Origin of the sequence: Streptomyces sp. Qhu_M48 (genome assembly GCF_051305195.1) — a bacterium.
Lineage (GTDB): Bacteria > Actinomycetota > Actinomycetes > Streptomycetales > Streptomycetaceae > Streptomyces.
In genome coordinates this window covers 5372180-5394325 of record NZ_CP195432.1, presented here as the reverse complement: position 1 = coordinate 5394325, position 22146 = coordinate 5372180, and the positions used below count along the sequence as shown (strand labels likewise).

Annotated in this window: 18 protein-coding genes; 13 read left to right on the top strand and 5 right to left on the bottom strand. The window is 74.7% G+C overall.

Annotation, left to right across the window (positions count from 1 at the left end; genetic code table 11):
• The first annotated feature begins 23 nt into the window (after positions 1–23).
• Complete coding sequence (locus ACRRSS_RS24375) at positions 24–2513, top strand: MFS transporter (protein WP_435973253.1); 2490 nt, start codon at positions 24–26, stop codon at positions 2511–2513.
• Positions 2514–2577: 64 nt separating this feature from the next.
• Here ACRRSS_RS24375 and ACRRSS_RS24370 read toward each other — a convergent pair whose 3' ends face one another.
• Positions 2578–3843 carry a hypothetical protein gene (locus ACRRSS_RS24370; protein ID WP_435973252.1) on the bottom strand — a complete coding sequence of 422 codons (1266 nt, stop codon included), beginning with the start codon at positions 3841–3843 and terminating at the stop codon, positions 2578–2580.
• A gap of 173 nt (positions 3844–4016) precedes the next feature.
• On the opposite strand from ACRRSS_RS24370, the gene ACRRSS_RS24365 reads away from it, so the two are divergent.
• The 6 genes from ACRRSS_RS24365 to ACRRSS_RS24340 all read left to right on the top strand — a co-directional run bounded on the left by ACRRSS_RS24365 (position 4017) and on the right by ACRRSS_RS24340 (position 11990).
• A complete protein-coding gene (locus tag ACRRSS_RS24365; RefSeq protein ID WP_435973251.1) occupies positions 4017–4427 on the top strand; it encodes a hypothetical protein in 411 nt (136 codons plus the stop codon).
• Between the two features lie 75 nt (positions 4428–4502).
• A complete protein-coding gene (locus tag ACRRSS_RS24360; RefSeq protein WP_351901334.1) occupies positions 4503–5336 on the top strand; it encodes a M55 family metallopeptidase in 834 nt (277 codons plus the stop codon).
• Positions 5329–6663, top strand: coding sequence for a M20/M25/M40 family metallo-hydrolase (locus ACRRSS_RS24355; protein ID WP_435973250.1), 1335 nt, complete (start codon positions 5329–5331; stop codon positions 6661–6663). Before ACRRSS_RS24360 ends, ACRRSS_RS24355 begins: the two co-directional genes overlap by 8 nt.
• Before the next feature lie 59 nt (positions 6664–6722).
• Positions 6723–8726, top strand: coding sequence for a prolyl oligopeptidase family serine peptidase (locus ACRRSS_RS24350; protein ID WP_435973249.1), 2004 nt, complete (start codon positions 6723–6725; stop codon positions 8724–8726).
• Positions 8723–9802 (top strand): S66 peptidase family protein, encoded by a 1080-nt coding sequence (locus tag ACRRSS_RS24345; RefSeq protein WP_435973248.1) that lies wholly within the window; start codon positions 8723–8725, stop codon positions 9800–9802. The genes ACRRSS_RS24350 and ACRRSS_RS24345 overlap by 4 nt, the downstream gene beginning before the upstream one ends.
• A gap of 358 nt (positions 9803–10160) precedes the next feature.
• Positions 10161–11990, top strand: a complete 1830-nt coding sequence (locus ACRRSS_RS24340) for a CocE/NonD family hydrolase (RefSeq protein WP_435973247.1) — start codon at positions 10161–10163, stop codon at positions 11988–11990.
• Positions 11991–12168: 178 nt separating this feature from the next.
• Here the strand turns inward: ACRRSS_RS24340 and ACRRSS_RS24335 are convergent, their stop codons facing one another.
• Positions 12169–13257, bottom strand: coding sequence for an adenosine deaminase (locus ACRRSS_RS24335; RefSeq protein ID WP_435973246.1), 1089 nt, complete (start codon positions 13255–13257; stop codon positions 12169–12171).
• Positions 13258–13475: 218 nt separating this feature from the next.
• The gene (locus ACRRSS_RS24330) at positions 13476–14258 is read right to left on the bottom strand and encodes a GntR family transcriptional regulator (RefSeq protein WP_435973245.1); all 783 of its coding nucleotides are present in this window, start codon (positions 14256–14258) and stop codon (positions 13476–13478) included.
• 177 nt (positions 14259–14435) lie between these two features.
• On the opposite strand from ACRRSS_RS24330, the gene ACRRSS_RS24325 reads away from it, so the two are divergent.
• The 4 genes from ACRRSS_RS24325 (at position 14436) to ACRRSS_RS24310 (ending at position 17710) form a co-directional block, all read left to right on the top strand.
• A complete protein-coding gene (locus tag ACRRSS_RS24325; RefSeq protein ID WP_435973244.1) occupies positions 14436–14687 on the top strand; it encodes a DUF1049 domain-containing protein in 252 nt (83 codons plus the stop codon).
• The gene (locus tag ACRRSS_RS24320; protein ID WP_435973243.1) at positions 14684–15034 is read left to right on the top strand and encodes a hypothetical protein; all 351 of its coding nucleotides are present in this window, start codon (positions 14684–14686) and stop codon (positions 15032–15034) included. Before ACRRSS_RS24325 ends, ACRRSS_RS24320 begins: the two co-directional genes overlap by 4 nt.
• A 311-nt stretch (positions 15035–15345) precedes the next feature.
• Positions 15346–17385, top strand: coding sequence for a DUF5107 domain-containing protein (locus tag ACRRSS_RS24315; protein WP_435973242.1), 2040 nt, complete (start codon positions 15346–15348; stop codon positions 17383–17385).
• 82 nt (positions 17386–17467) lie between these two features.
• Positions 17468–17710, top strand: coding sequence for a hypothetical protein (locus ACRRSS_RS24310; protein WP_435973241.1), 243 nt, complete (start codon positions 17468–17470; stop codon positions 17708–17710).
• 30 nt (positions 17711–17740) lie between these two features.
• Here ACRRSS_RS24310 and ACRRSS_RS24305 read toward each other — a convergent pair whose 3' ends face one another.
• Both ACRRSS_RS24305 and ACRRSS_RS24300 read right to left on the bottom strand, forming a co-directional pair.
• Positions 17741–18586, bottom strand: coding sequence for a methyltransferase domain-containing protein (locus ACRRSS_RS24305; protein ID WP_435973240.1), 846 nt, complete (start codon positions 18584–18586; stop codon positions 17741–17743).
• Positions 18587–18678: 92 nt separating this feature from the next.
• Entirely contained in the window at positions 18679–19197 is a 519-nt protein-coding gene (locus ACRRSS_RS24300) for an N-acetyltransferase family protein (RefSeq protein WP_435973239.1), read from the bottom strand.
• A gap of 273 nt (positions 19198–19470) precedes the next feature.
• On the opposite strand from ACRRSS_RS24300, the gene ACRRSS_RS24295 reads away from it, so the two are divergent.
• Positions 19471–20724, top strand: coding sequence for a sulfite oxidase (locus ACRRSS_RS24295; protein ID WP_435973238.1), 1254 nt, complete (start codon positions 19471–19473; stop codon positions 20722–20724).
• A gap of 138 nt (positions 20725–20862) precedes the next feature.
• Complete coding sequence (locus ACRRSS_RS24290; protein ID WP_435973237.1) at positions 20863–22095, top strand: aminotransferase class I/II-fold pyridoxal phosphate-dependent enzyme; 1233 nt, start codon at positions 20863–20865, stop codon at positions 22093–22095.
• The last annotated feature ends 51 nt before the right edge of the window (positions 22096–22146 follow it).

Here is a 22146-nt window from a genome sequence, read left to right as displayed (position 1 = left end):
CGCGCGACGAGGGGAGCAGATCCGTGGGCGCGATCACGATGGCGAAACACACCGAAGGTGCCGCGGGCGGCGAAGGCACGTCGCCCTCCGAGGGCGCGGAGCCGGCCGCCCCACCCGCCGGCATCGAGCCCCCGCCCCACTCCGGACCGGCCGACCACCTCGATCCCCGGCGCGTCCGGCTCGTCTTCTGCGGCCTGATGCTCGCGCTGCTCCTCGCCGCGCTGGAGCAGATGATCGTCGCCACCGCCCTGCCGAAGATCGTCGGCGAACTCCAGGGCCTCGACCGGATGTCCTGGGCGATCACCGCCTACCTGCTGACCTCCACCATCGGCCTGCCGATCTACGGGAAGCTCGGCGACCTCCTCGGCCGCAAGGGCGTCTTCCTCTTCGCGATCGTCGTCTTCGTCATCGGCTCCGGCCTCGCCGGCTGGTCCCGCAGCATGGACGAACTCATCGCCTTCCGCGCGATCCAGGGCATCGGCGCCGGCGGCCTGATGATCGGCGTCCAGGCGATCATCGCCGACATCGTCCCCGCCCGGGAGCGCGGCCGGTACATGGGCCTGATCGGCGCCGCCTTCGGCCTCGCCTCCGTCGCGGGCCCCCTCCTCGGCGGCTTCTTCACCGACCACGTCTCCTGGCGCTGGTGCTTCTACTTCAACGTGCCCTTCGGGCTCGTCACCCTCGCCGTCGTCGCCGTCGTCCTCAAACTCCCCAAGCCCACGGCACGCGCGCGTTTCGACGTCCTCGGCGCCCTGCTCCTCGCCGCCGCCTCCACCTGCCTGGTCCTGCTCACCAGCTGGGGCGGCACCGAGTACGCCTGGGACTCCCGCGTCGTCCTCGCCCTCGCCTGCGGCGCCGCCGGAACGACCCTGCTCTTCCTCGTCGTCGAGCACGTCGCGCCCGAACCGCTCATCCCGCTCCGGCTGTTCCGCGACCCGGTCTTCACCGTCACCGCGCTCGTCGGCGCCGTCGTCGGCATCGCGCTCTTCGGCGCCGCCAGCTACCTCCCCAGCTTCCTGCAGATGGTCGAGGGGGCCAGCGCCACCGAGTCCGGCCTGCTGATGCTCCCCCTCATGGGCGGCATCGTCCTCGCCTCCGTCGTCTCCGGCCAGCTCATCAGCCGCACCGGGCACTACAAGATCTACCCGGTGGCCGGCGGAGCCCTCTCCGTCCTCGGCATGTGGCTGCTCTCCCGGATGGACATCGACACCCCGCGCCTCCAGCACAGCCTCTGGCAGGCCGTCCTCGGCACCGGCATCGGCCTCGTCATGCCGGTCCTCGTCCTCGCCGTGCAGAACTCCGTGCGCCCCGCCGACCTCGGCACCGCCACCAGCGCCCACAACTACTTCCGCCAGATCGGCGGCAGCGTGGGCGCCGCCGTCTTCGGCACCCTCTTCGCCTCCCGGCTCGACGACGCCCTCGGCGACCGGCTCGCCGGCGTACTGTCCGGCGGCGCGACCTCCCTGCCACCCGCCGAGTCGATCACCCCGCAGACGGTGCACACCCTGCCGCCCGCCGTGCGCGACGCCTACATCCAGGCGTACGCGGACGCGATGCCGCGGATCTTCCTCTACCTCGTGCCGGTCCTCGTGCTCGGCCTCGTCCTCGCCTTCTTCCTCAAGGAGAAACCGCTGGTGTCCCACCACAGCCCCACCACCGAGGCCACCGACGCGGACGGCTTCGGCGGCGTCCAGGCCGTTCCGCACGCCCGCCACGCGGCCCCCGCGCCCCCCGCCTCCGCGGCCCCGCCGCACTCCGGGCTCCCCGTCTGCGGCACCGTTCAGCACCACGACGGCAGCCGCGTCCCCCGGGCCGCCCTCACCCTCATCGACGTCCAGGGGAGGCAGGTCGGCCGCGGTGCCAGCGGCGAGGACGGACGGTACGCGCTGAGCGTCCCCGGCGGCGGCGCGTACGTCCTGATCGCGGCGGCCGGCGGACACCAGCCCCAAGCCGTCTCCGTCACCGTCGGCGACCGGCCGGTCGACCTCGACGTCGTCCTCGGCGGCGCCGGGCGGCTCGCGGGCAGCGTCGTCACCGCCGACGGGACCCCCGTACGGGACGCGGCGGTCACGCTCACCGACGTACGCGGCGAGGTCGTCGCCTCCACCCGCAGCGGGCGCGAGGGCGGGTACGTCATCTCCGAACTGGTCGCGGGCGAGTACACCCTCGCCGCCAGCGCCCCCGCCTTCCGGCCCGCCGCGCTCCCGGTGAGCGTCCAGTCCTCCCGTGAGACCCGCCAGGACATCGAACTGGCCGGCGGCGCGGTGTTGCGCGGCACGGTGCGGGCCGGCGGCGGGCGCCCCGTCGAGGACGCCCGTGTCACCCTGCTCGACGCCGCGGGCAACGTCGTCGACACCCTCACCACCGGGGCCGACGGCACCTTCCGGTTCGTGGACCTGTCCTCCGGCGAGTACACGGTCATCGCCGCCGGCTACCCGCCCGTCGCGACCGTCCTCCAGATGGCCGGCGGAGGCCGCACCGAGCGCGACCTCCAGCTCGGCCACCAGGACTGACCGACCCGCCGCAGGGGGCGGCCGCCCTCGGGACGCGGCCGTCATGGGGAGCGGGACGCGGTCGTCAGGGGGTGGTCGTCGCCTTGCGCAGCGCGCTGATGCAGGTGCCGATCGCCTCCTGAAGGGCTTCGAGGCGCTGGAGCATGTCGGCCTCGTAGATGTCCTCCTCCATCACCTCGTCGAGCGTCAGCTCCTCGAAGACCTTCGTGGCCTTCTGCAGGCTGTTGTAGAACTTCGTCCGCCGCTCCTGCACACGCAGCGCCGGATCCTCCTCGACCGCCTTCGCGACCAGGCCCTTCACCGCGTCGTAGGCCTCGCCGGCCCACTCGCCCGCCTCCTCGGAGTCGTCGAGCTCGTCGAGGAGCGACAGATGCCGCTCCGCCTCGGCGCGCAGCTCGGCCGGCGCCTCCACGGTCTGCCCGGCGGGGGTCTTGATCTGCCCGTTCTCGACGATCTGGCGGACGTACCCGATGCGGTCGGCCGCCTTCGCCTCGCTCGCCACCGCCTTCTTCAGGTCGTCGGTGCGCGCGATGGCGCGGGCCATCTCGGTCTGGAGGGCCGGGTCCTCCCTCATCCGGTCGAGCAGCGCGCCGCGCGCCGCCTCGGCCGTCCCCGGGTCGGCGAGGATCGCGGCCCGCAGCGCCGTCGGGTTCTCGGCGACCTCCAGGGCCTTCGTCGGCCGGATGCCCTCGGCCTCGGCCGCCGCGCTGATCGCCTGGCCGCGCACGGAGGCCGCGCTGTTGCGCGAGGTGTAGTACGACAGCCAGACGTCGGCGTCCGGCAGCTCGATCTCCTCGCCCGGGACGAGCACCTCGAACTGGGGGACGAGACCGTCGTCGGCCGCCATGTCCCAGGCCTTGTAGTACCGCATGACCCGCTCGGGGGAGCACCCCGCGAGCCGGGCGAAGGCCTTCGCGGAGACCTTCGTCGCGGCCGTCCCCTCCGCGGGCTGGCCGCCGGGCCGGACGCTCCGCGCCACCTTCAGCGCGAAGGTCCAGCCGCCGGTCCTGGCGTAGACCCCGAAGTCCAGGGCGTCACGGACGACGACGGGGTCGAGGTCCGCGGCGGGGGCGAGGTCGGCGGGGTCGGCGGGGTCGTCCTCCGCGCCGAGCTCGGCGGCCTCCCGGGCCTCCGGCACGGGACCCGGCTCCGGGGCCGTGTCCGCCGGGGTCGCCGGGGTCTCCGCCTCCGGGGCCGCCTGCGTCTGCGGCTCCGGCTGCTGCACCCAGAACTCGCCCGACGCGTCCGGCCGCTCCCCCGTAGGGGACTGGGGAGCGGCGGGCGCGGGGACGGTGGAGGAGGTGTCGGACGGGTCGAGGGCGATGGTCACCGAGAGCACTCCGGGAAGTCGGGTACGGGAACTGCGGCCGACAGCCTATACGCACCCCTTGGTGAAGTTTCGCCCGATTCGGAAGAACCGGGCACCGGAAAACCGATGGCGCGGCGGGAGGCTGGTGGACAGGATGCCGCCATGACCTGTGGAAACGAGTCCCACCCCGCGCGATGAGCGCACCGTACGAGCGCCCGACGCTCGCACCCTCCCTGTACGCGTACGCCGAGGGCCTGCGCGACTCCGCCCCCGACGCCCCACTGCCCCACGGCGGGCTGCCCCTGCCCGAGAGCGCGCGCCCACCGCGTGATCCGGCCGCCGGCCTCGGTGCCCGCGAGGCGCGCCTCGCCCTCCCCGGCCTCCTCCGTCCCTTCCTGGCGGACCCGGACCCCGAGCGGGCCGCCGTCGGGATGGAGCGCGCGCTCGCCGCGACCCCCGTCCGCGAACAGGCCGTCTTCGCCGCCTTGCCGCCACCCCGGAACCCCTCCCGAGGCGCGGGCCGCGGCCGCCCTCAGCCGTCTGGGGGAGGAGGACCCCAGGGGGTATCCGGAACCGCCGGGGTGATCCGTACGCCGTCCCGGTGAGCGTCAGTGGTCCACTCCAACGACGGTTTTCCACAGGGGTGGTGACGCCGCCGGGCGGCGCGTACGGTGCCAGACATGAAGATCCTCATCAGCGCCGACATGGAGGGCGCGACCGGTGTGACCTGGCCCGCCGACGTCCTGCCCGGCACGCCCCAGTGGGAGCGGTGCCGCGCGATGTTCACCTCGGACGTGAACGCCGCGGCGCTGGGCTTCTTCGACGGCGGCGCCGACGAGGTCCTCGTCAACGAGGCGCACTGGTCCATGCGGAACCTGCTCCTGGAGCGGCTCGACGAGCGGGTCGAGATGCTGACCGGCCGCCACAAGTCCCTCTCCATGGTCGAGGGCGTCCAGCACGGGGACGTCGACGGCATCGCCTTCGTCGGCTACCACACCGGCGCCGGGACCGAGGGCGTCCTGGCACACACCTACCTCGCCAACTCCATCACCGGCGTCTGGCTCGACGGCGAGCGCGCGAGCGAGGGACTGCTCAACGCCCACGTGGTCGCGGAGTACGGCGTTCCCGTCGTCCTCGTCACCGGGGACGACCTCACCTGCGAGGACGCCCTGGGGTACGCGCCGGAGGCGCCCAAGGTCGCCGTCAAGGACTACGTCTCGCGGTACGCGGCCGTGTGCCGGACCCCCGCCAGGACCGCCTCCGACATCCGGGCGGCGGCGAAGACCGGGACCGCGCTCGCCGTGCGCCACGCGCCGGTCCGGGGCGGCCCGTTCACCGTGGAGCTGGAGTTCGACGCCGAGCACCTGGGCGCCGCCGCCACGGTGGTTCCCGGCGTGGCGCGGAGCGGGGAGCGCCGTGTCACGTACACCAGCGAGACCATGTACGAGGCAATCCGCACGTTCAAGGCGGTCACGACCATCGTCTCGGCCGCGGTGGAGGAGCAGTATGGCTGAGGAGGTCCGGAGCCCGGACACGACAGCGCTCGACGAGGTGGTCACCTTCACCTCCGAGCTCATCCGAATCGACACCACGAACCGGGGCGGCGGCGACTGCCGCGAGCGGCCCGCCGCCGAGTACGTCGCCGAGCGGCTCGCCGCCGCCGGGATCGAACCCACCCTCCTGGAGCGGACCCCCGGCCGCACCAACGTCGTGGCGCGCATCCCCGGCACCGACCCCTCGGCCGAGGCGCTCCTCGTCCACGGCCATCTGGACGTGGTGCCCGCCGACCCCGCCGAGTGGACCGTCCACCCCTTCTCCGGGGAGGTCCGCGACGGCGTGGTGTGGGGGCGCGGCGCCGTCGACATGAAGAACATGGACGCGATGGTCCTGGCCGTCGTCCGCTCCTGGGCCCGGCAGGGCGTCCGGCCGCGCCGCGACATCGTCCTCGCCTACACCGCGGACGAGGAGGCCAGCGCCGAGGACGGCTCCGGCTTCCTCGCCGACCGGCACGCCGCGCTCTTCGAGGGGTGTACGGAGGGGATCAGCGAGTCCGGGGCGTTCAGCTTCCATCCGCACCCCGGCACCACGCTCTACCCGATCGCCGCCGGGGAGCGGGGCACCGCCTGGCTCAAGCTGACCGCCCACGGCCGGGCCGGCCACGGCTCCAAGGTGAACACGGCCAACGCCGTCACCCGCCTCGCCGACGCCGTCGCCCGGATCGGCTCGCACACCTGGCCGGTCCGGCTCACCACGACCGTCCGCGCCGCCCTCACCGAACTCGCCGCGCTGCAGGGCCTCGACGTCGACACGAGCGCGCCCGACCTCGACGTCGACCTCCTCCTCGACAAGCTCGGACCCGCCGCCGACTTCGTCCGGCCGACGGTGCGCAACAGCACGAACCCGACGATGCTCGAAGCCGGCTACAAGGTCAACGTGATCCCGGGCCAGGCCGTCGCGTACATCGACGGGCGGACCCTGCCGGGTACCGAGGAGGAGTTCGCCGCGACCATGGACCGGCTCACCGGACCGGACGTGGAGTGGGAGTTCCATCACCGCGAGGTCGCCCTGGAAGCCCCGGTGGACTCGCCGACCTTCGCCAAACTGCGGGCGGCCGTCGAGCGCTTCGACCCCGCGGGGCACGTCGTGCCGTTCACCATGTCCGGCGGCACGGACGCCAAGCAGTTCTCCCGGCTCGGCATCACCGGGTACGGCTTCTCGCCCCTCCGGCTGCCCCCGGACCTCGACTACGGCGCCCTCTTCCACGGCGTCGACGAACGCGTCCCCGTGGACGCCCTGCACTTCGGCGTCCGGGTCCTCGACCACTACCTGAGGTCGGCGTAGGTACGGTGTCGGCGGAGAACGACGACAGTCCGCGCACCACCACGACAGGGGGAGTCGAGATGGCCACGACCACGGCCGCCCACGGCAGTTGGCCGTCACCCGTCGACGCGAGGCTCGCCGCCGCCCACGACGGGCGGCCCGAGTACCTCGGCGCCGTCGACGACGAACTATGGTGGACCGCGCCCCGCCCCGCCGAGGGCGGCCGGCGCGCCCTCGTGCGGCGGCGCGCCGACGGCACGGAGGAGAGCCTCCTGCCCGCCCCGTGGAACGTCCGCAGCCGGGTCGTCGAGTACGGCGGCCGGCCCTGGGCTGCGGTCGCGCGGCCGGCGGGCGGACCGCTCGCCGTGTTCAGCCACTTCCCGGACCAGCGGCTGTACGCGTACGAGCCCGACGCCGCCCCCGGCGCGGAGCCGCGGCCCCTCACCCCCGTCTCCGGGATCGGTGGCGGGCTGCGCTGGGTGGACCCGGTGATCCACCCGGACCGGGGCGAGGTGTGGTGCGTCCTGGAGGAGTTCACCGGACCCGCGCCGACCGATGTGCGCCGCGTGCTCGCCGCCGTACCGCTCGACGGATCGGCCGCCGAGGACCGTACGGCGGTGCGCGAACTCTCCGACGGGCGGCACCGGTTCCTGACCGGCCCCCGACTCTCCCCGGACGGACTGCGGGCAGCCTGGATCGCCTGGGACCACCCCCGGATGCCCTGGGACGGCACCGAGGTCCAGCTCGCCGAAGTCGCCCCGGACGGCACCTTCCGCGGCGCCCGGACGGTCGCGGGCGGGCCCGCCGAGTCGATCCCTCAGATCGAGTGGGACGCGGCGGGACGCCTCCTCCTCGTCAGCGACCGCACCGGCTGGTGGAACCTCTACCGTGCGGAGGTCGCCCCGGACGGACACGTGGGAGAACCGCGCCCGCTCTGCCCCCGCGCCGAGGAGTTCGGCGGACCGCTCTGGAAGATCGGGCTGAACTGGTTCACGCCCCTGGAGAACGGGCTGATCGCCGTCGTCCACGGCAAGGGCACCACGGCCCTCGGCATCCTCGACCCCGAGCGCGGCGCCCTCGTCGACGCCGTCGGGCCCTGGACCGAGTGGGCCGCGACGCTCGCCGCCCACGGCACCCGGGCCGTCGGCCTCGCCGCCGGACCGCACACCTCGTACGAACTCGTCGAACTCGACACCCGCACCGGCCGCACCCGGGTCGTCGGCGCCGCGCACACCGACGCCGTCGACCCCGCCCACCATCCCGAGCCCCACGTCCGTACGTTCACCGGGCCCGGCGGACGGGAGATCCACGCCCAGGTCTACCCGCCGCACCACCCCGGGTTCACCGGGCCCGAGGGCGAACTGCCGCCCTATGTGATCTGGGCCCACGGCGGTCCCACCGGACACGCCCCGCTCGTCCTCGACCTGGAGATCGCCTACTTCACCTCGCGGGGCATCGGGGTCGCCGAGGTCAACTACGGCGGCTCGACCGGATACGGCAGGGAGTACCGGGAGCGACTGCGCGAGCAGTGGGGCGTCGTCGACGTCGAGGACTGCGCGGCCGTCGCCCGGGCGCTCGCCGCCGAGGGCACCGCCGACCCGGCCCGGCTCGCCGTGCGCGGCGGCAGCGCGGGCGGCTGGACGGCCGCGGCCTCCCTCGTCACCACCGACGTGTACGCCTGCGGCACGATCATCTACCCCATCCTCGACCTGCGCGGCTGGGCGACCGACGAGACCCACGACTTCGAGTCCCAGTACCTCCGGGGCCTCGTCGGCTCGATCGACGAGGTGCCCGCCCGCTACGAGGAACGCTCTCCCATCGAGCACGTCGACCGCGTCACCGTCCCCTTCCTGCTCCTCCAGGGGCTCGACGACGTCATCTGCCCGCCCGCGCAGGCCGAGCGCTTCCTCGCCCGCACGGCCGGCCGGGGCGTCCCGCACGCCTACCTGGCCTTCGAGGGCGAAGGCCACGGCTTCCGCAGGGCGGACACGATGGTGCACGCCCTGGAGGCCGAACTCGCCCTGTACGCACGGTCCTTCGGCTTCAGCCGTCCGGACGTGCCCGACCTGGAGTACCGCACATGACCGTGCCCCATCCCGATGCCGACCGCGTGCCCGAGGCAGAGACCGAGGCGGATCGAGTGGACGGCCGTGACGGTCCGTCCACACCTGATCGTGCGCCAGGGCCCGACCGCGCGCCCGGGGCCGGTCCCGCCGCCGGGAGCCCGCCGCGCGTCGGGCCGCTCACCCGGCCCGGCCGGCTGCGGCCCGGGGCGCGGGTCGCCGTCGTCGCGCCCAGCGGGCCCGTGCCAGAGGAGCGCCTCCGCGCGGGGCTCGACATCCTGCGCGGCTGGGGACTCGACCCCGTGGTCGCCCCGCACGTCCTGGACACCCACCCCACCCTCGACCACCTCGCGGGCGTCGACCGGGCCCGCGCCCAGGACTTGACGGAGGCCTGGTGCGACCCCACCGTCTCCGCCGTCATCTGCGCGCGCGGCGGATTCGGGGCGCAGCGGATGGTCGACCTCGTCGACTGGCGGGCGATCAGGGCGGCGGGGCCCAAGGTGTTCGTCGGCTACAGCGACGTCACCGCCCTGCACGAGGCCTTCGCCGTCCGGACCGGGTACGCGACCCTGCACGGTCCGATGGTCGCCGCGGGCACCTTCCTCTCGGACCCGCGCACCCGGGAGTCGCTGCGGGCCACCCTGTTCGAGCCCGAGTCCGTGCGGACGCTCGGCCTGGAGACGGCACGGGCCCTGGTGCCGGGCCGGGCCCGGGGGGTCACGCTCGGCGGCTGCGCCAGCCTCCTCGCCGCCGACCTCGGCACCCCGCACGGCCGGCCCTCGGCCCGCGGGGGGCTGCTGCTCCTGGAGGACGTGGGGGAGGAGCCGTACCGGCTCGACCGCGTCCTCACCCAGCTGGTCCGCTCCGGGTGGCTCGACGGGGTCACAGGCATCGGGCTGGGCTCCTGGGCGGAGTGCGGTCCGTACGAGGAGGTGCGGGCGGTGCTGGCCGACCGGTTGGGCGGACTCGGGGTGCCCGTCGTGGAGGAGATGGGGTTCGGGCACAGCGAGACGGCGCTGACCGTGCCGCTCGGGGTGCCCGGGGTGCTCGACGCGGAGGAGGGCACGCTCACCCTCGACGTACCGGCCCTGCGATGAGCCCCGGATCCGCGCTGTCCCCGAGCTGTCGCCGCACCGAGCCTCGGGCCTGCGGTGTCCCCTAGCTGTCCCCGCACTGAGCCTCGGGCCCGTGCTGAGCCTCGGGCCTGCGGTGTCCCCTAGCTGTCCCCGCACTGAGCCTCGGGCCCGTGCTGGGCCACGGCCCCGCGCCGGGTCGGGCCGGACGGGTCGGGCCGGACGGGTCGTCGGACGTCCTCTTCGCTGAATCTCCGTCAACAACCTTCGCTCGGTGCATTGACGGGACATGACACGTGTCACAGCATGGGCGCTGCCCCGGGTACCTACCAGTCGGTAGGTGCGTGGGTCTCTCGGCGTCGTCCTCAGCGTGGAGGTCTCTGTGTCCCGTGCCGTGCCCCGATCCCGCAAGACCCTCGCGCTCGTGGCCGGTGCGGCCGCGCTCGCCGTGCCCCTGACCCTCGCCGCGCCCGCGACCGCGGACGCCCGAACGGCGAGCGTCGCAGGCGCCGCCGGTGCCGCCGGCACGGGCGCGGCGACCGCCACCGGTGCGTACACCGTCACCCCGCTCCGGTTCACGGTGGACGCGGGGGGCCGGAGTTGCTCGATCGACGCCGACCTCTACCGCCCCGCCGGGGTGGACGCCGCCCACCCCGCTCCCGCGGTCCTCGCCACCAACGGCTTCGGCGGCAGCAAGGCCGACGGCTCCACCGATGCCATCGGCAAGGCCTTCGCGGCCCGCGGCTACGTCGGTCTCGTCTACTCGGGCCTCGGGTTCGGGAAGTCCGGCTGCCTGATCTCCCTCGACGACCCGGAGATCGACGGCCGCGCGGCCGCCCGGCTCGTCGACTTCCTCGCCGGCACCCGGGCCGCCGACGACGGCACCCGCGCCGACTTCGTCACCCGGGACGGCACGGGCGACCCGCGCGTCGGCATGATCGGCGGCTCCTACGGCGGCGCCGTACAGCTCGCCGCCGCCTCCGTCGACCGCCGCGTCGACGCCCTCGTCCCCCTCATCACCTGGAACGACCTCGCGTACTCCCTCGCGCCCAACGCCGCCGACCGTGCCACGCCCGGCGTCTTCAAATGGCAGTGGGCCAACGGCTTCTATTTGATGGGGGAGGGGCAGCCGCTGCTCGTCCCCTCCCTCGATCCCAGCCGGATCAACTCGCTCGGCTGCCTGCACTTCGTCACCGACGCCTGCGACACCGTGCGGCTCCTCAACTCCGGCCGTTTCCCGCAGGCCGAGACCGAGAGGATGCTCGCCTACGCCCGGAGCGTCTCCCCGGTCTCGTACCTGGACCGGGTCACCGCCCCCACCCTGATCGTCCAGGGCCAGGCCGACACCCTCTTCAACCTCAACGAGGCGCGGGCCACCTACGACCGGCTCCGCGAGCGCGGGGTCGACACCCGGATGATCTGGCAGTCCTGGGGCCACAGCGGGGGCCAGAAGCCCGGCGAACTCGACCTGGCCCAGGGCAACCTGGAGAGCAGTTACGTCGGGCAGCGCATCCTCGGCTGGTTCGACCGCCACCTGAGGAAGAACCCGACCGCGGACACCGGCCCGGCGTTCGCCTGGTTCCGCGAGGGGCGGAGCGGCTATGGCACGGCCGACCGTGTCCCGGCGCCCAGCCAGCGGCTGTACCTCTCCGGCGACGGCAAGCTCGTCGACAACCGCGCGAAGGTCGCCGAGGGGTCCCGCCGTTACAGCAACTGGCTCTTCCCGACGAGTCATTCGGAATCCTCGCTCGCCGGAATGATCGGCCTTGCCGACCCCCGGCCGTACGACACCGCCGGCACCCACCTCGGCTGGACCAGCGCCCCGCTCGCCGCCCCCGTCGACCTCGTCGGCGCGCCGAGGGCCACCCTGAAGGTGGTCTCTCCGGCGGCCGAGCGGGTCCAGGACTCCGGCGACGCCGCCGACAAGCTGGTGCTCTTCGCCAAGCTCTACGACGTCGCGCCCGACGGCACCAAGACCCTGGTCAACCGGCTCGTCGCGCCCGTGCGGGTACCGGACGTCACCCGCCCGTTCACCGTCGAACTGCCCGCCGTCGTGCACCGCTACGAGACCGGGCACCGGCTGGAGCTGGTGATCGCGGGCAGCGACACCGCGTACTCCGGCAACCGGGGTATCAAGCCGGTGACCGTCGTCAGCGCCCCCGACAGCACGGGGACGCTCGAACTGCCCTTGGTCCAGGGGCGGGTGGGCTAGGACGGCCAGTCCTTCGGACCGGGCCGGAGGTCGGACCTGGCCGGGCCGGGCCGCACCAGGTCGGACCAGACCGGACCGGGCCGGACCAGGGAGAGGGCCCGCGAGCCCGGCCTGGTCCGTAAGACAGGCCCTGGGCCTGCCCGGCGTCGAATCGCCCGGCAGGCCCGGCCCGTGCGGGTCAGAGCGCCGCGTACCCCGGGCGGACGACCTCGGCGATCAGCCGCTGCCGCTCCGGCAGCGGCAGGAACGCGGCCTCCAGGGCGGCGACCGTGAACTCCTCGAACACCTCGGGGCCGTACCCGAAGGCGTCCACCATGTGCTGGAACTCCTCGCTCATGGTGGTGCCGGAGACCAGCCGGTTGTCGGTGTTGAGCGTGATCCGGAACCCGAGGCGGCGCAGCTCGTCGATCGGGTGCGAGGCGTAGTCCTTCGCGGCGCCCGTCTGGAGGTTGGAGGTCGGGCAGACCTCCAGGGCGATGCGGTTGTCCCGGACGTACGAGGCGAGGCGGCCCAGGGTGCCGTCCTCGGCGATGTCGTCGGTGATCCGCACGCCGTGGCCGATCCGCTCGCTGCCGCAGACCTGCACGGCCTCGTGGATCGACTCCGCGCCGACGGCCTCGCCCGCGTGGATCGTGTAGTGGCAGTTCTCCCGCTTCAGGTGCTGGAAGGCGGGGAGGTGGCGGGCCGGCGGGTTGCCGATCTCGCCGCCGGCGATGTCGAAGCCCGCCACGCCCTTGTCCCGGTGCGCGACCGTGAGCCGCGCGATCTCCAGGGAGCGGTCCGTGTGGCGCATGCCGGTCAGGAGGGTGCGGACGGTGATACGGCCGTCGGCACGGCGCTCGCCCTCGCGGAAGCCGTCGTTGACCGCCTCGACGACCTCGTCGAGGGTCAGCCCGCCTTCGAGGTGCTGCTCGGGGGCGTAGCGGATCTCGGCGTAGACGACACCGTCCGCCGCCAGGTCCTCGGCGCACTCGGCCGCGACGCGCGTGAGCGCCTCGCGGGTCTGCATGACCGCGCAGGTGTGGGCGAAGGTCTCCAGGTAGCGCTCCAGCGAACCGGAGTCGGCGGCGTCCCGGAACCAGACCGCGAGCGCGGCCGGGTCCTCGGTCGGCAGCGCGGTGTAGCCGCACTCCCGCGCCAGCTCGACGATGGTCGCGGGGCGGAGTCCGCCGTCGAGGTGGTCGTGGAGGACGGCCTTGGGCGCCCGGCGTATCCACTCGGAGACGGTGGCGGCGGCAGGCGTGGCAGGGTTGTCAGACAAGTGCATGGCGGGGAAGTGTACGCCACGGGGGAGGGCGGCGCTGTGACGACCCTGACGCGGGTGCTGGACGGGGCGTGACGCGGGGGTAGGACGGGGTGGGGCGGGGTGTGGCGCGGGCGTGGGATGAGTTGTGACGCCCGGACTTCCGGGGCTGGTCCGGGAGGAGTCCGGGCGCGGCACCGCCGGAGGTCGCGGCGACGCGGTGGTCGGTCGCCACGCCGTGTTCAGTGGGACTGGAGCACCGGCAGTGCGGGCGCGCCCGTCGGGAGCATGTGCTTGGCCGCCAGGACCGGGATCTCGCCGACCCGCACCACCTGGGTGACCAGCACGGCGGGGGTGTCCGCCGGGCGGCCCAGCTGCTCCCCGCGCCGCCGCCCGAGCAGCGTCGCCGTGATGCCGCTGTGCGCGCTCAGAGCCGTCTCGCGCGAGGCCCCGACCAGGACCGAGAGCATGGAGACGGCGGACCCGTTCCCGGCGGCCCCCGCCTCCCCCGGAGTGTCGGTCTCCGTCGCCCGCAGAGCCCGTGCGAACTCGGGGTGCACCCGGTCGAGCAGCTCGTCGGCCGCCGCCCACTCGTGGCTCAGGGCGGCCGCCGTACCCTCCCCCGCCAGCACCGACTCCCAGAACCGCAGCTCGGCACGGGCCGGGGCCAGCAGGTGCTGGGTGGTGAAGTCGGTCGGTTCCTCGACCGTCCGCAGGAGGGGGCGCACCCGCAGCGGCGTGCCCGCGCCGATCAGCTCCTCCAGGGGCTGGACGTGCTCGAACCCGCGCCGGGGCGGCCGGTCGTTGACGGTCCGGCCCACCCCGCGCCGTACGGTGAGCAGGCCGTCCTCCTGGAGCAGGAGCAGCGCCTCGCGCAGAGCGGGCCGGCTCACGCCCAGCTCGGCGGCGAGCTTCGGCTCGGAGGGGAGCGTCGAGCCCGGCGGATACGTGCCGTCGTGGACGGCGTCCGCGATCCGTTCGTAGAGCGCCACGACCGGTCGCCGCCGCTGTCCGCTGACCGCCACGGCCACTCCTCGTCTCGTCCCCGCCGGTGTCCGGGACCCACCGTAGCGGCCCACGTTGTCTGACAAGTCACCCGTACGGCTCTCCTCGCCGTCACGGTGGGGCTCCGTCCACCCCATTCTGGTCCCACGGCTGCGGCCGGGTACGGCCGACGGCACGACGGAGGGAGAGGGCCGGGTATGAGTCCCACGGAGACGCCACGGGCATCGGGCGGCGGCGGGTCCCGCCTTGCCGGGTCCTTCACCCCGGGCCGCATCGCGATGGTCGCGGTCGCGATCCTCACCCTGGTCCTCATCTTCGAGAACACCCGGCAGGTCCGGATCAGGATCCTGATCCCCGAGGTGACCATGCCGGTGTACGTGGCCCTGCTCGTCACGGCGCTCCTCGGCGGCGCCTGCGGCTACTACCTCGCCGCCCGGAGTCGGAAGTGAGACGGCGCGCCGTCGTCGGCGCGGGTGCCGTCCTCGCGCTCGCGGCCGTCGCCGTCACGTCGGCGGAGGAGACCGCCGCACCGGACGACGAGGCGTGGACCCGTCCCATGCCGGACTTCCTCGGTCGGGGCCTGTGGCGGGTCTTCACCCGCCTGGACCGCCGTACGCGACTCGACGTCCACGACGTGAGCGGGCGGGACCGGCGGGTTCTCTGGCCGCCGAGATGGCAGGTCTGCACGCAGTACCCGGCGGCGGGCACGGACATCGAGCGCCGGACCACCCTCATGATCGGAGTCGTACGGAAGGGCGAGACCTGCCCGCCCCGCGTCCGTACGGCCCGCCGCTGAGCGGCCGAGCGGCCGGATCGCCCGGCTCCCCGAGCGCGGTCTCCCCCCGGTCCTCCGCCGCCGCGCCCGCCATCTCGTCACCGTCCTCGACGGCGGAGACGACGACCAGACGGTGGTACGAGAAGTGCTGAAGACGACCAGGCGGTACGAGAAGTGCTTCAGCGTCCGGTCGCCCTCCAGAGCCGGGCGCGGCTGCTCGCCGAGGTGGACGGTCCCGCCGGGGATGTCCGGGCGCCCCCGGACCCCGGCCCCGCCGAGCCCGATGTGGAGAACCCCTGGTCAGGACGGCTCCCGCCGTGTTCCATGGGGCGATGACGACCGTACGACGTGCCGTACTGACGCTGCCCGCCGCCCCGTTGGGCCCGGACAACCCCCTCCCCGCACTGCGGGCCCCCGCCGGAGCAGGGGCCCCCACGGTCGACGGCCGGACCCTCGCGGAACTCCCGCGCGACATGGCCCGGGGCATCGGACGGGCCCCCCTGCGCAGCCTGCTGCCCGTACCCGTACGCGACGGCTACGGCCGCGACCGCACCCCCACGGACCTCGACGCGATCGTGATCGAGAACGACCGGCTCCGGGTGACCGTGCTCCCCGGTCTCGGAGGCCGGATCCACTCCCTCCACCACAAGCCCACCGGGCGCGAACTCCTCTACCGCAACCCGGTGCTCCAGCCCGCCGCCTTCGCGCTCAACGGCGCCTGGTTCTCCGGCGGAGTCGAGTGGAACATCGGTGCCACCGGCCACACCACCCTCTCCTGCTCGCCCCTCCACGCGGCGACCGTGCCCGCGCCCGACGGCTCCCCGATGCTCCGGCTCTGGGAGTGGGAGCGGCTGCGGGACCTGCCCTTCCAGGTCGACCTCTGGCTCCCGGAGGACTCCGACTTCCTGTACGTCGGGGTCCGGATCCGCAACCCCCACGAGCGCACCGTCCCCGTCTACTGGTGGTCCAACATCGCCGTCCCCGAGGACCGCCGGGTCCTCGTGCCCGCCGACACCGCCTGGCACCACGGCTACGAGCGGGGCCTGCGGCGCGTCCCCGTACCGGTCACCGAGGACGGCACCGACCGCTCGTACCCGCGCAACGGCGCCCACGCCGCCGACTGGTTCTACGACCTGCCCGAGGGACAGCGCCGCTGGATCGCCGCCCTCGACGCGGACGGCACCGGACTCGTCCAGACCTCCACCGACCCGCTGCGCGGCCGCAAGCTCTTCACCTGGGGCACCGAGCGCGGCGGTCGGCGCTGGCAGGAGTGGCTGACCGAACCCGGCACCCCCGGCTACGCGGAGATACAGGCCGGGCTCGCCCGCACCCAGCTGGAGCACCTGGAACTGGCGGGCGAAGCGGAGTTCAGCTGGCTGGAGGCCTACGGGCCGCTGGCCTCCGACCCCGCCACGACGCTCGGCGACGACTGGACGGCGGCCCGTGCGGACGTCGAGCGGAGCCTCGCCGACGCCCTGCCCCGCGCCGCCGTCGACGCCGCCTACACGGCCTGGCGCGAGCGCGCGGCCGACACCGCCCCGGAGGAGGTCCTCGCGGCCGGCTCCGGCTGGGGCGCCCTCGAAGTCCTGCGCGGGAGCCATGTGCTGCCCGGCACGCCCTTCCCCGCGTCGACGATCGGCCCCGAGCAGGAACCCTGGCGGGAACTGCTGCTCACCGGAGTCCTGCCGGCCCCGGCCGAGGGCGCCGCGCCGGGCCCCCCGCTGGTCGCCGCGCCCTGGCGGGACATGCTGGAGACCGCCCCGGCCGATCCGTCCACCGAGTACCACCTCGGCATCGCCCAGTGGCACGCCGGTGACCGCGCCCAGGCGGTACGGAGCTGGGAGCGGGGACTCAAGGAGGCCACCGTGCGCTGGCCCCTGCTCTACTGCCTGGCCGTCGCCGACCGGGAGGACGGACACCCGGCCCGGGCCGCCGAACGGTTCGTCGACGCCTTCACCGACCACACGGAAGGGACCGGGACCGGGGCCGGGGCCGGGGCCGGGGTCGGGACCGGGGTCGGGACCGGGGTCGGGACTGGGACCAGGGCCGACGCCGCGTGGGAGGAGGCGGTGACGGCCGCGCTCGCGCGCGAGGCGGTGGAGTCGCTGCTCGCCGCCGGTGGCCGGGCGGGGCGGCCGCGGGAGCTGTGGGCGCGCCTTCCGGAAGACCTCCGGGGCAGGGGCGCCTTCCGGCTCCTGGAGATCCGGATGCTCCTCGCCGAAGGGAGGCCCGCCGAGGCCCGCGCCGTCTTCGATGCGGGCTTCGAGGTCGCGGACCTGTCCGAGGGCGCCGAGGTCCTCGGAGAGATCTGGGCGGAGCTCACCGACGAACCCCTCCCGGACGCCTACGAGTTCCGCATGCGTCCGAGCTGAGGTCGGGCGCCGCGCGGGCTGCCGGGAGCCGGACCTCGTCGCTACCCTGGAACGGAGGCGGCGAGGGACGGGGGGTCCGGCGATGGCGGCCTGGGCGACGACGGAGTGCCGGTGCGGCCATCCCCGCTTCCGGCACGGGGAACCCCGGTTCGCCGGCTCCTGCGGCCTCTGCCGGTGCGAGGTGTTCGACCTGCCGCCGCCGGCGCCGGGATACCGGGACCCCGAGCCGACGCCTCCGGAACCGCCCCGCCGCCCCCACCCGGACTGCCCCTACCAGGACCCGGACTGCAACGGGTACCACGGCGACTACTACTACAGCCCGTAGCGGCCCCCCGGGCGGTGGCGCGGGGACGGGTCAGGGCACCCGGCACAGGATCTCGCCGTGCGGGACCATGAACCACGCGTCCTCGCGCGTCCCCCACTCCCGCCAGGCCTCGGCGACCGCCGCCAGCTCGGCGGCGGTCGCGTGGCCGCCGGACACCGCCAGGTCCGCGTAGCCGGAGCCGGTCGTACGGTCCGCCCACAGGCCGCTCCACCAGGCCCGTTCCTCAGGAGTGGCGAAACACCAGGTGCCGGCCGTCGTCGTGATGTCGGTGAAGCCGGCCCGCCGGGCCCAGGAGAACAGCCGTCGGCCCGCGTCCGGTTCGCCGCCGTTGGCGCGGGCGACCCGGTGGTACAGGTCCAGCCAGCCGTCCAGCGCGGGCCGTTCGGGATACCAGGCGAAGGCCCCGTAGTCGCTGTCGCGGACCGCCACGACACCGCCGGGGCGGCAGACCCGCCGCATCTCGCGCAGCGCCCGGACCGGGTCGCCGACGTGCTGGAGCACCTGGTGGGCGTGGACGACGTCGAAGGAGTCGTCGGGGAAGTCCAGGGCGTGCACGTCCGCGACGGCGAACCCGACGTTCTCCAGGCCGCGTTCGGCCGCCACCGCGCGTGCCTTCGCCAGGACGTCCTCGGCCGCGTCGACCGCGGTCATCCGGCCGGGCGCCACCAGGGCGGCCAGGTCGGCGGTGATCGTGCCGGGCCCGCATCCCACGTCCAGGACGTCCAGGCCCGCGGAGAGCGAGGGCAGCAGGTAGGCCGCGGAGTTGGCGGCCGTCCGCCAGCTGTGCGAGCGCAGGACCGACTCGTGGTGGCCGTGGGTGTAGACGGCGGTCTCGTGGGCCGCGCCGGGTGCGGACGGGGCGGAGGCGTGCGTCATGGAAGCGACTCCCTCGGTGTGGGTGCGTGCCCACCACCGTACGCACGAATGCCGCATGCTGAGACTCCGGTCTTGTCATATGGACACGCGGTTCAGGTGAACAGCTCCCGCCGATAGCGGAGTTCCTCCAGGACCCGGCCGCCCGTCTCCTCCCGCACGACCTCGCCGTCCGGTCGCCAGCCCGCCGCCTCGTAGAACCGGCGTGCCCGCGCGTTCCCCGCGAACACCCACAGCGCGGCCGTACGGAACCCCGCCGCAGTGAGCGCCTCGGTGGACGCCGCGAGGAGCGCCCGCCCGACACCCGTGCCCCACGCCTCCGGCAGGGCGTAGAGGGCCGCCACCTCCGCCGTGGGCCCGGGGGCGAACCCTTCGCCAGGCCAGCCCCGGACACAGGAGAAGGCCCGCACCCGACCGTCCGTGTCCGTTGAGACGAGGACCGTGTGCCCGTCAGGGGCCGTGAGGCGGGCCCGCCACACGGCGGTGCGCTCCGCCACGTCCAGGGCGTCCAGGTAGGGGCCGGGGAGCAGGCCGCGGTAGGCGGCCCGCCAGGACAGGACATGGACGGCGGCGACGGCCGCCGCGTCCTCGGGACGTGCTTCACGGATCGGCATGCCGCATTGTCGGCGGAGGAGCGCCGTCGGCGCCTCCGTAAATCCGGGGCGTGCTCGCCGGGTCCGCCCCGTCGTCCCCGGCCGCCGGCGCTCGCCGGGTCCGCCCGTGGTCCCCGGCCGAGGCGACGGCGCTCACCGGCCCCGTCGCCCTCGGCCGAGGTGACGAAGCCTCTGTTTCAGCACTGTGAACGGACCGTCCGGACCGCCTCCACGCCCCTAGGATCGGCGCGCCGCCATCCGCTGGTCCCTCCCTTCCCCGTGCCGAGGAGTCCCGTGCCGAACCCGCCCGCGCCCGACCGTCGCTCCCTGCTGAAGCTGCTCGCAGCGGGTTCGGCGGTCTCCGCCCTCGGCGGGCTCGCCACCGCCGCGCCCGCGTACGCCGGGACCTCGGCCGGCCACCCCGCCCGCCCCCTCGCCGCCCCCGGGACCGCCGGCGTCCTCGCCGCGCCGGGGATCGTCAAGCCGCTCCCGACCGAGTACTTCACCGTCCGGGGCACCAACGCCGAGGCCCGTTTCGACGCCTTCGGGGACACCGGCACGATCACCCCGAACGACCGTTTCTTCGTCCGCGACCACACCTCCACCCCCGTCCTCGACGCCGCCGACTGGCGCCTGACGCTCTGGGGCGACGGACTCCACGGCCGACACCCGGTCCACTTCACGTACGGGCAGCTGCGCGCCCTGCCCTCCGTCACCCGTACGGCCCTGATCGAGTGCGCCGGAAACGGCCGCAGCCTCTACACGACCCAGCAGGGCGAGCCCGCCACCGGAACCGCCTGGACCCTCGGGGCCGTCGGGGCCGCCCGCTGGCGCGGAGTGCGGCTCTCCGACGTGCTCCGGCGCGCCGGGATCGCCCGCGACGCCGTCGACCTCCTGCCGCGCGGCCTCGACGACCCGTACGTCTCCGGCGGCGTCGACTACGGCCGCGTGCGCCGCCCCCTGCCGGTCGCCAAGGCCTTCGACGACGTGATCCTCGCGTACGAGATGAACGGCGAGCCCCTCCCGTACGACCACGGCTACCCGGTCCGGCTCGTCGTGCCCTCCTGGGTCGGCATCGCCTCCATCAAGTGGCTCGGCGACATCGAGGTCTCCACCCGCCCCCTCACCTCGCCCTGGTCCACCGACTGGTACCGACTGTTCGGCGCCGCCCACCCGGCCGGCGGCAGCGCCCCGATCAGCCGCCAGACCCTCAAGTCCGGCTACCAACTCCCCTTCGGCGCCACCCTGGAGGCCGGCCGCGTCCACCGGCTCACCGGCCGCGCCTGGTCCGCGCTCGCGCCCGTCCGGTCGGTGGAGGTCTCCACCGACGGCGGCGCCCACTGGCGGCGGGCCCACCTCCACGACGCGCCCCGGCGGGACGGCTGGGTCCGCTGGAGCGTGCCGTGGCGCCCGGACCACACCGGTCCTGTCACCCTGCTCTCCCGTACCACCGACCTCGCGGGCAACGCCCAGCCCGACCGGGCCGTCCACAACACCCAGGGCTATCTCTTCAACGCGGTCGTGCGGCACCCCGTGACCGTGGTCTGACCACGCCCCGGCCCCCGGGCATACCGCTCCCACCCGTCGCCTGAAGTGACGTCTGGAGCGGCGGAAACGGGCGAACCTTCGTATAAAGGGCTCGGGGGTGCCGTGCCGGCGCCCCCGAGCGCTCAGGAGGTACGGGACATGCGGCAGACGGCTCCGGACGGCCGCGGCCCGGTGCGCTACGGCCCTCCCGCCCCCGACACCGGCCTCCCCGTCCTGCCGGGACTCGCCGCACTCCTCTCCGCCGCCGCGGGACGCACCACCCCCGAACCGCCCGGCGGCGGCCCCGTCCTGCGCGAGGCGGCCTCCGGCTACTGGTGGCGACGCGGCCTGCGCACCCACCCCGAGGACGTGGTGGCCGGCCCCGGCGCCCCCTCCCTCCTCCTCGCCCTGATCGCCGCCCACGGCGGCGACGTCCTGCTCCCCAGGCCCTGCCCCGCCTGGTGGACCCCGCAGGCCCGTCTCCTCGGCCGCCCGGCCTACCACGTGCCCACCCCCGCCGAGTGCGGCGGCGTCCCCGACCCGTACGCCCTCCTGGAGACGGTCCGGCGGGTCCGCGCCGAGGGCGGCACCCCACGCCTCCTGCTGCTCTCCGTCGCCGACGACCCCACCGCCACCGTCGCCCCGCCCGAACTGGTCCGCGAGGCCTGCGAGGCGGCCGTCGCCGAGGGACTGCACGTCATCAGCGACGAGACCTGGCGCGACACCCGCCACCATCCCGAGGGCACCGTGTTCCTCAGCCCCGCCGAGATGTGCCCGGACGACGTCACCGTCCTCAGCGACCTCGGCGGCGCCCTCACCCCGGCCGCCTGGCCCTGCGCCGTCGCCCGCTTCCCGCCCGGCGACCCGTCCCGCGCCGACCGCTGGACCGACCGCAGGGCCCGCGTCCTCGACGTGCTCACCGCCCTCGGAGCCGTCGTCCCCGGGCCCCTCGTCCCCGCCGTCGCGCACGCCCTCGACGAACCCGAGGACGTCACCGCGCTCGCCGCCCGCTCGGCCGCCGTCCACGGCCGCCTCGCCGAGGCGGCGCACCGCGCCGTCCTCGCCGCCGGGTCCCTCGCGCTGCCTCCACAGGCCGGCCGCCACCTCTACGCCGACCTCGGACCGCTCCGGGCCGGCCTCGCCGCCCGCGGTGTCACCGACTCCCTGGAGCTGGAGAACCATCTCACCGCGCGGCTCGGCGCCCCGGCGCCCGGCGGCCATCGCTTCGGCGACGAGATCGGCGCCCTGCGCGTCAGGTTCGGCACCGGCATGTTCCTGGGAAGCACCGAGGAGGAGCGGGCCGGGACGCTCGCGGCCGAGGACCCGGAGCGACTGCCGCACGTGGCCCGCGCGCTGGCCGAGTTCGGAGGAGCCCTGGAGGAACTCCGGTGAGCACGGCCGTACGTCGACGTCCCCCGCACACGCCACCGATCGCCGACCGGA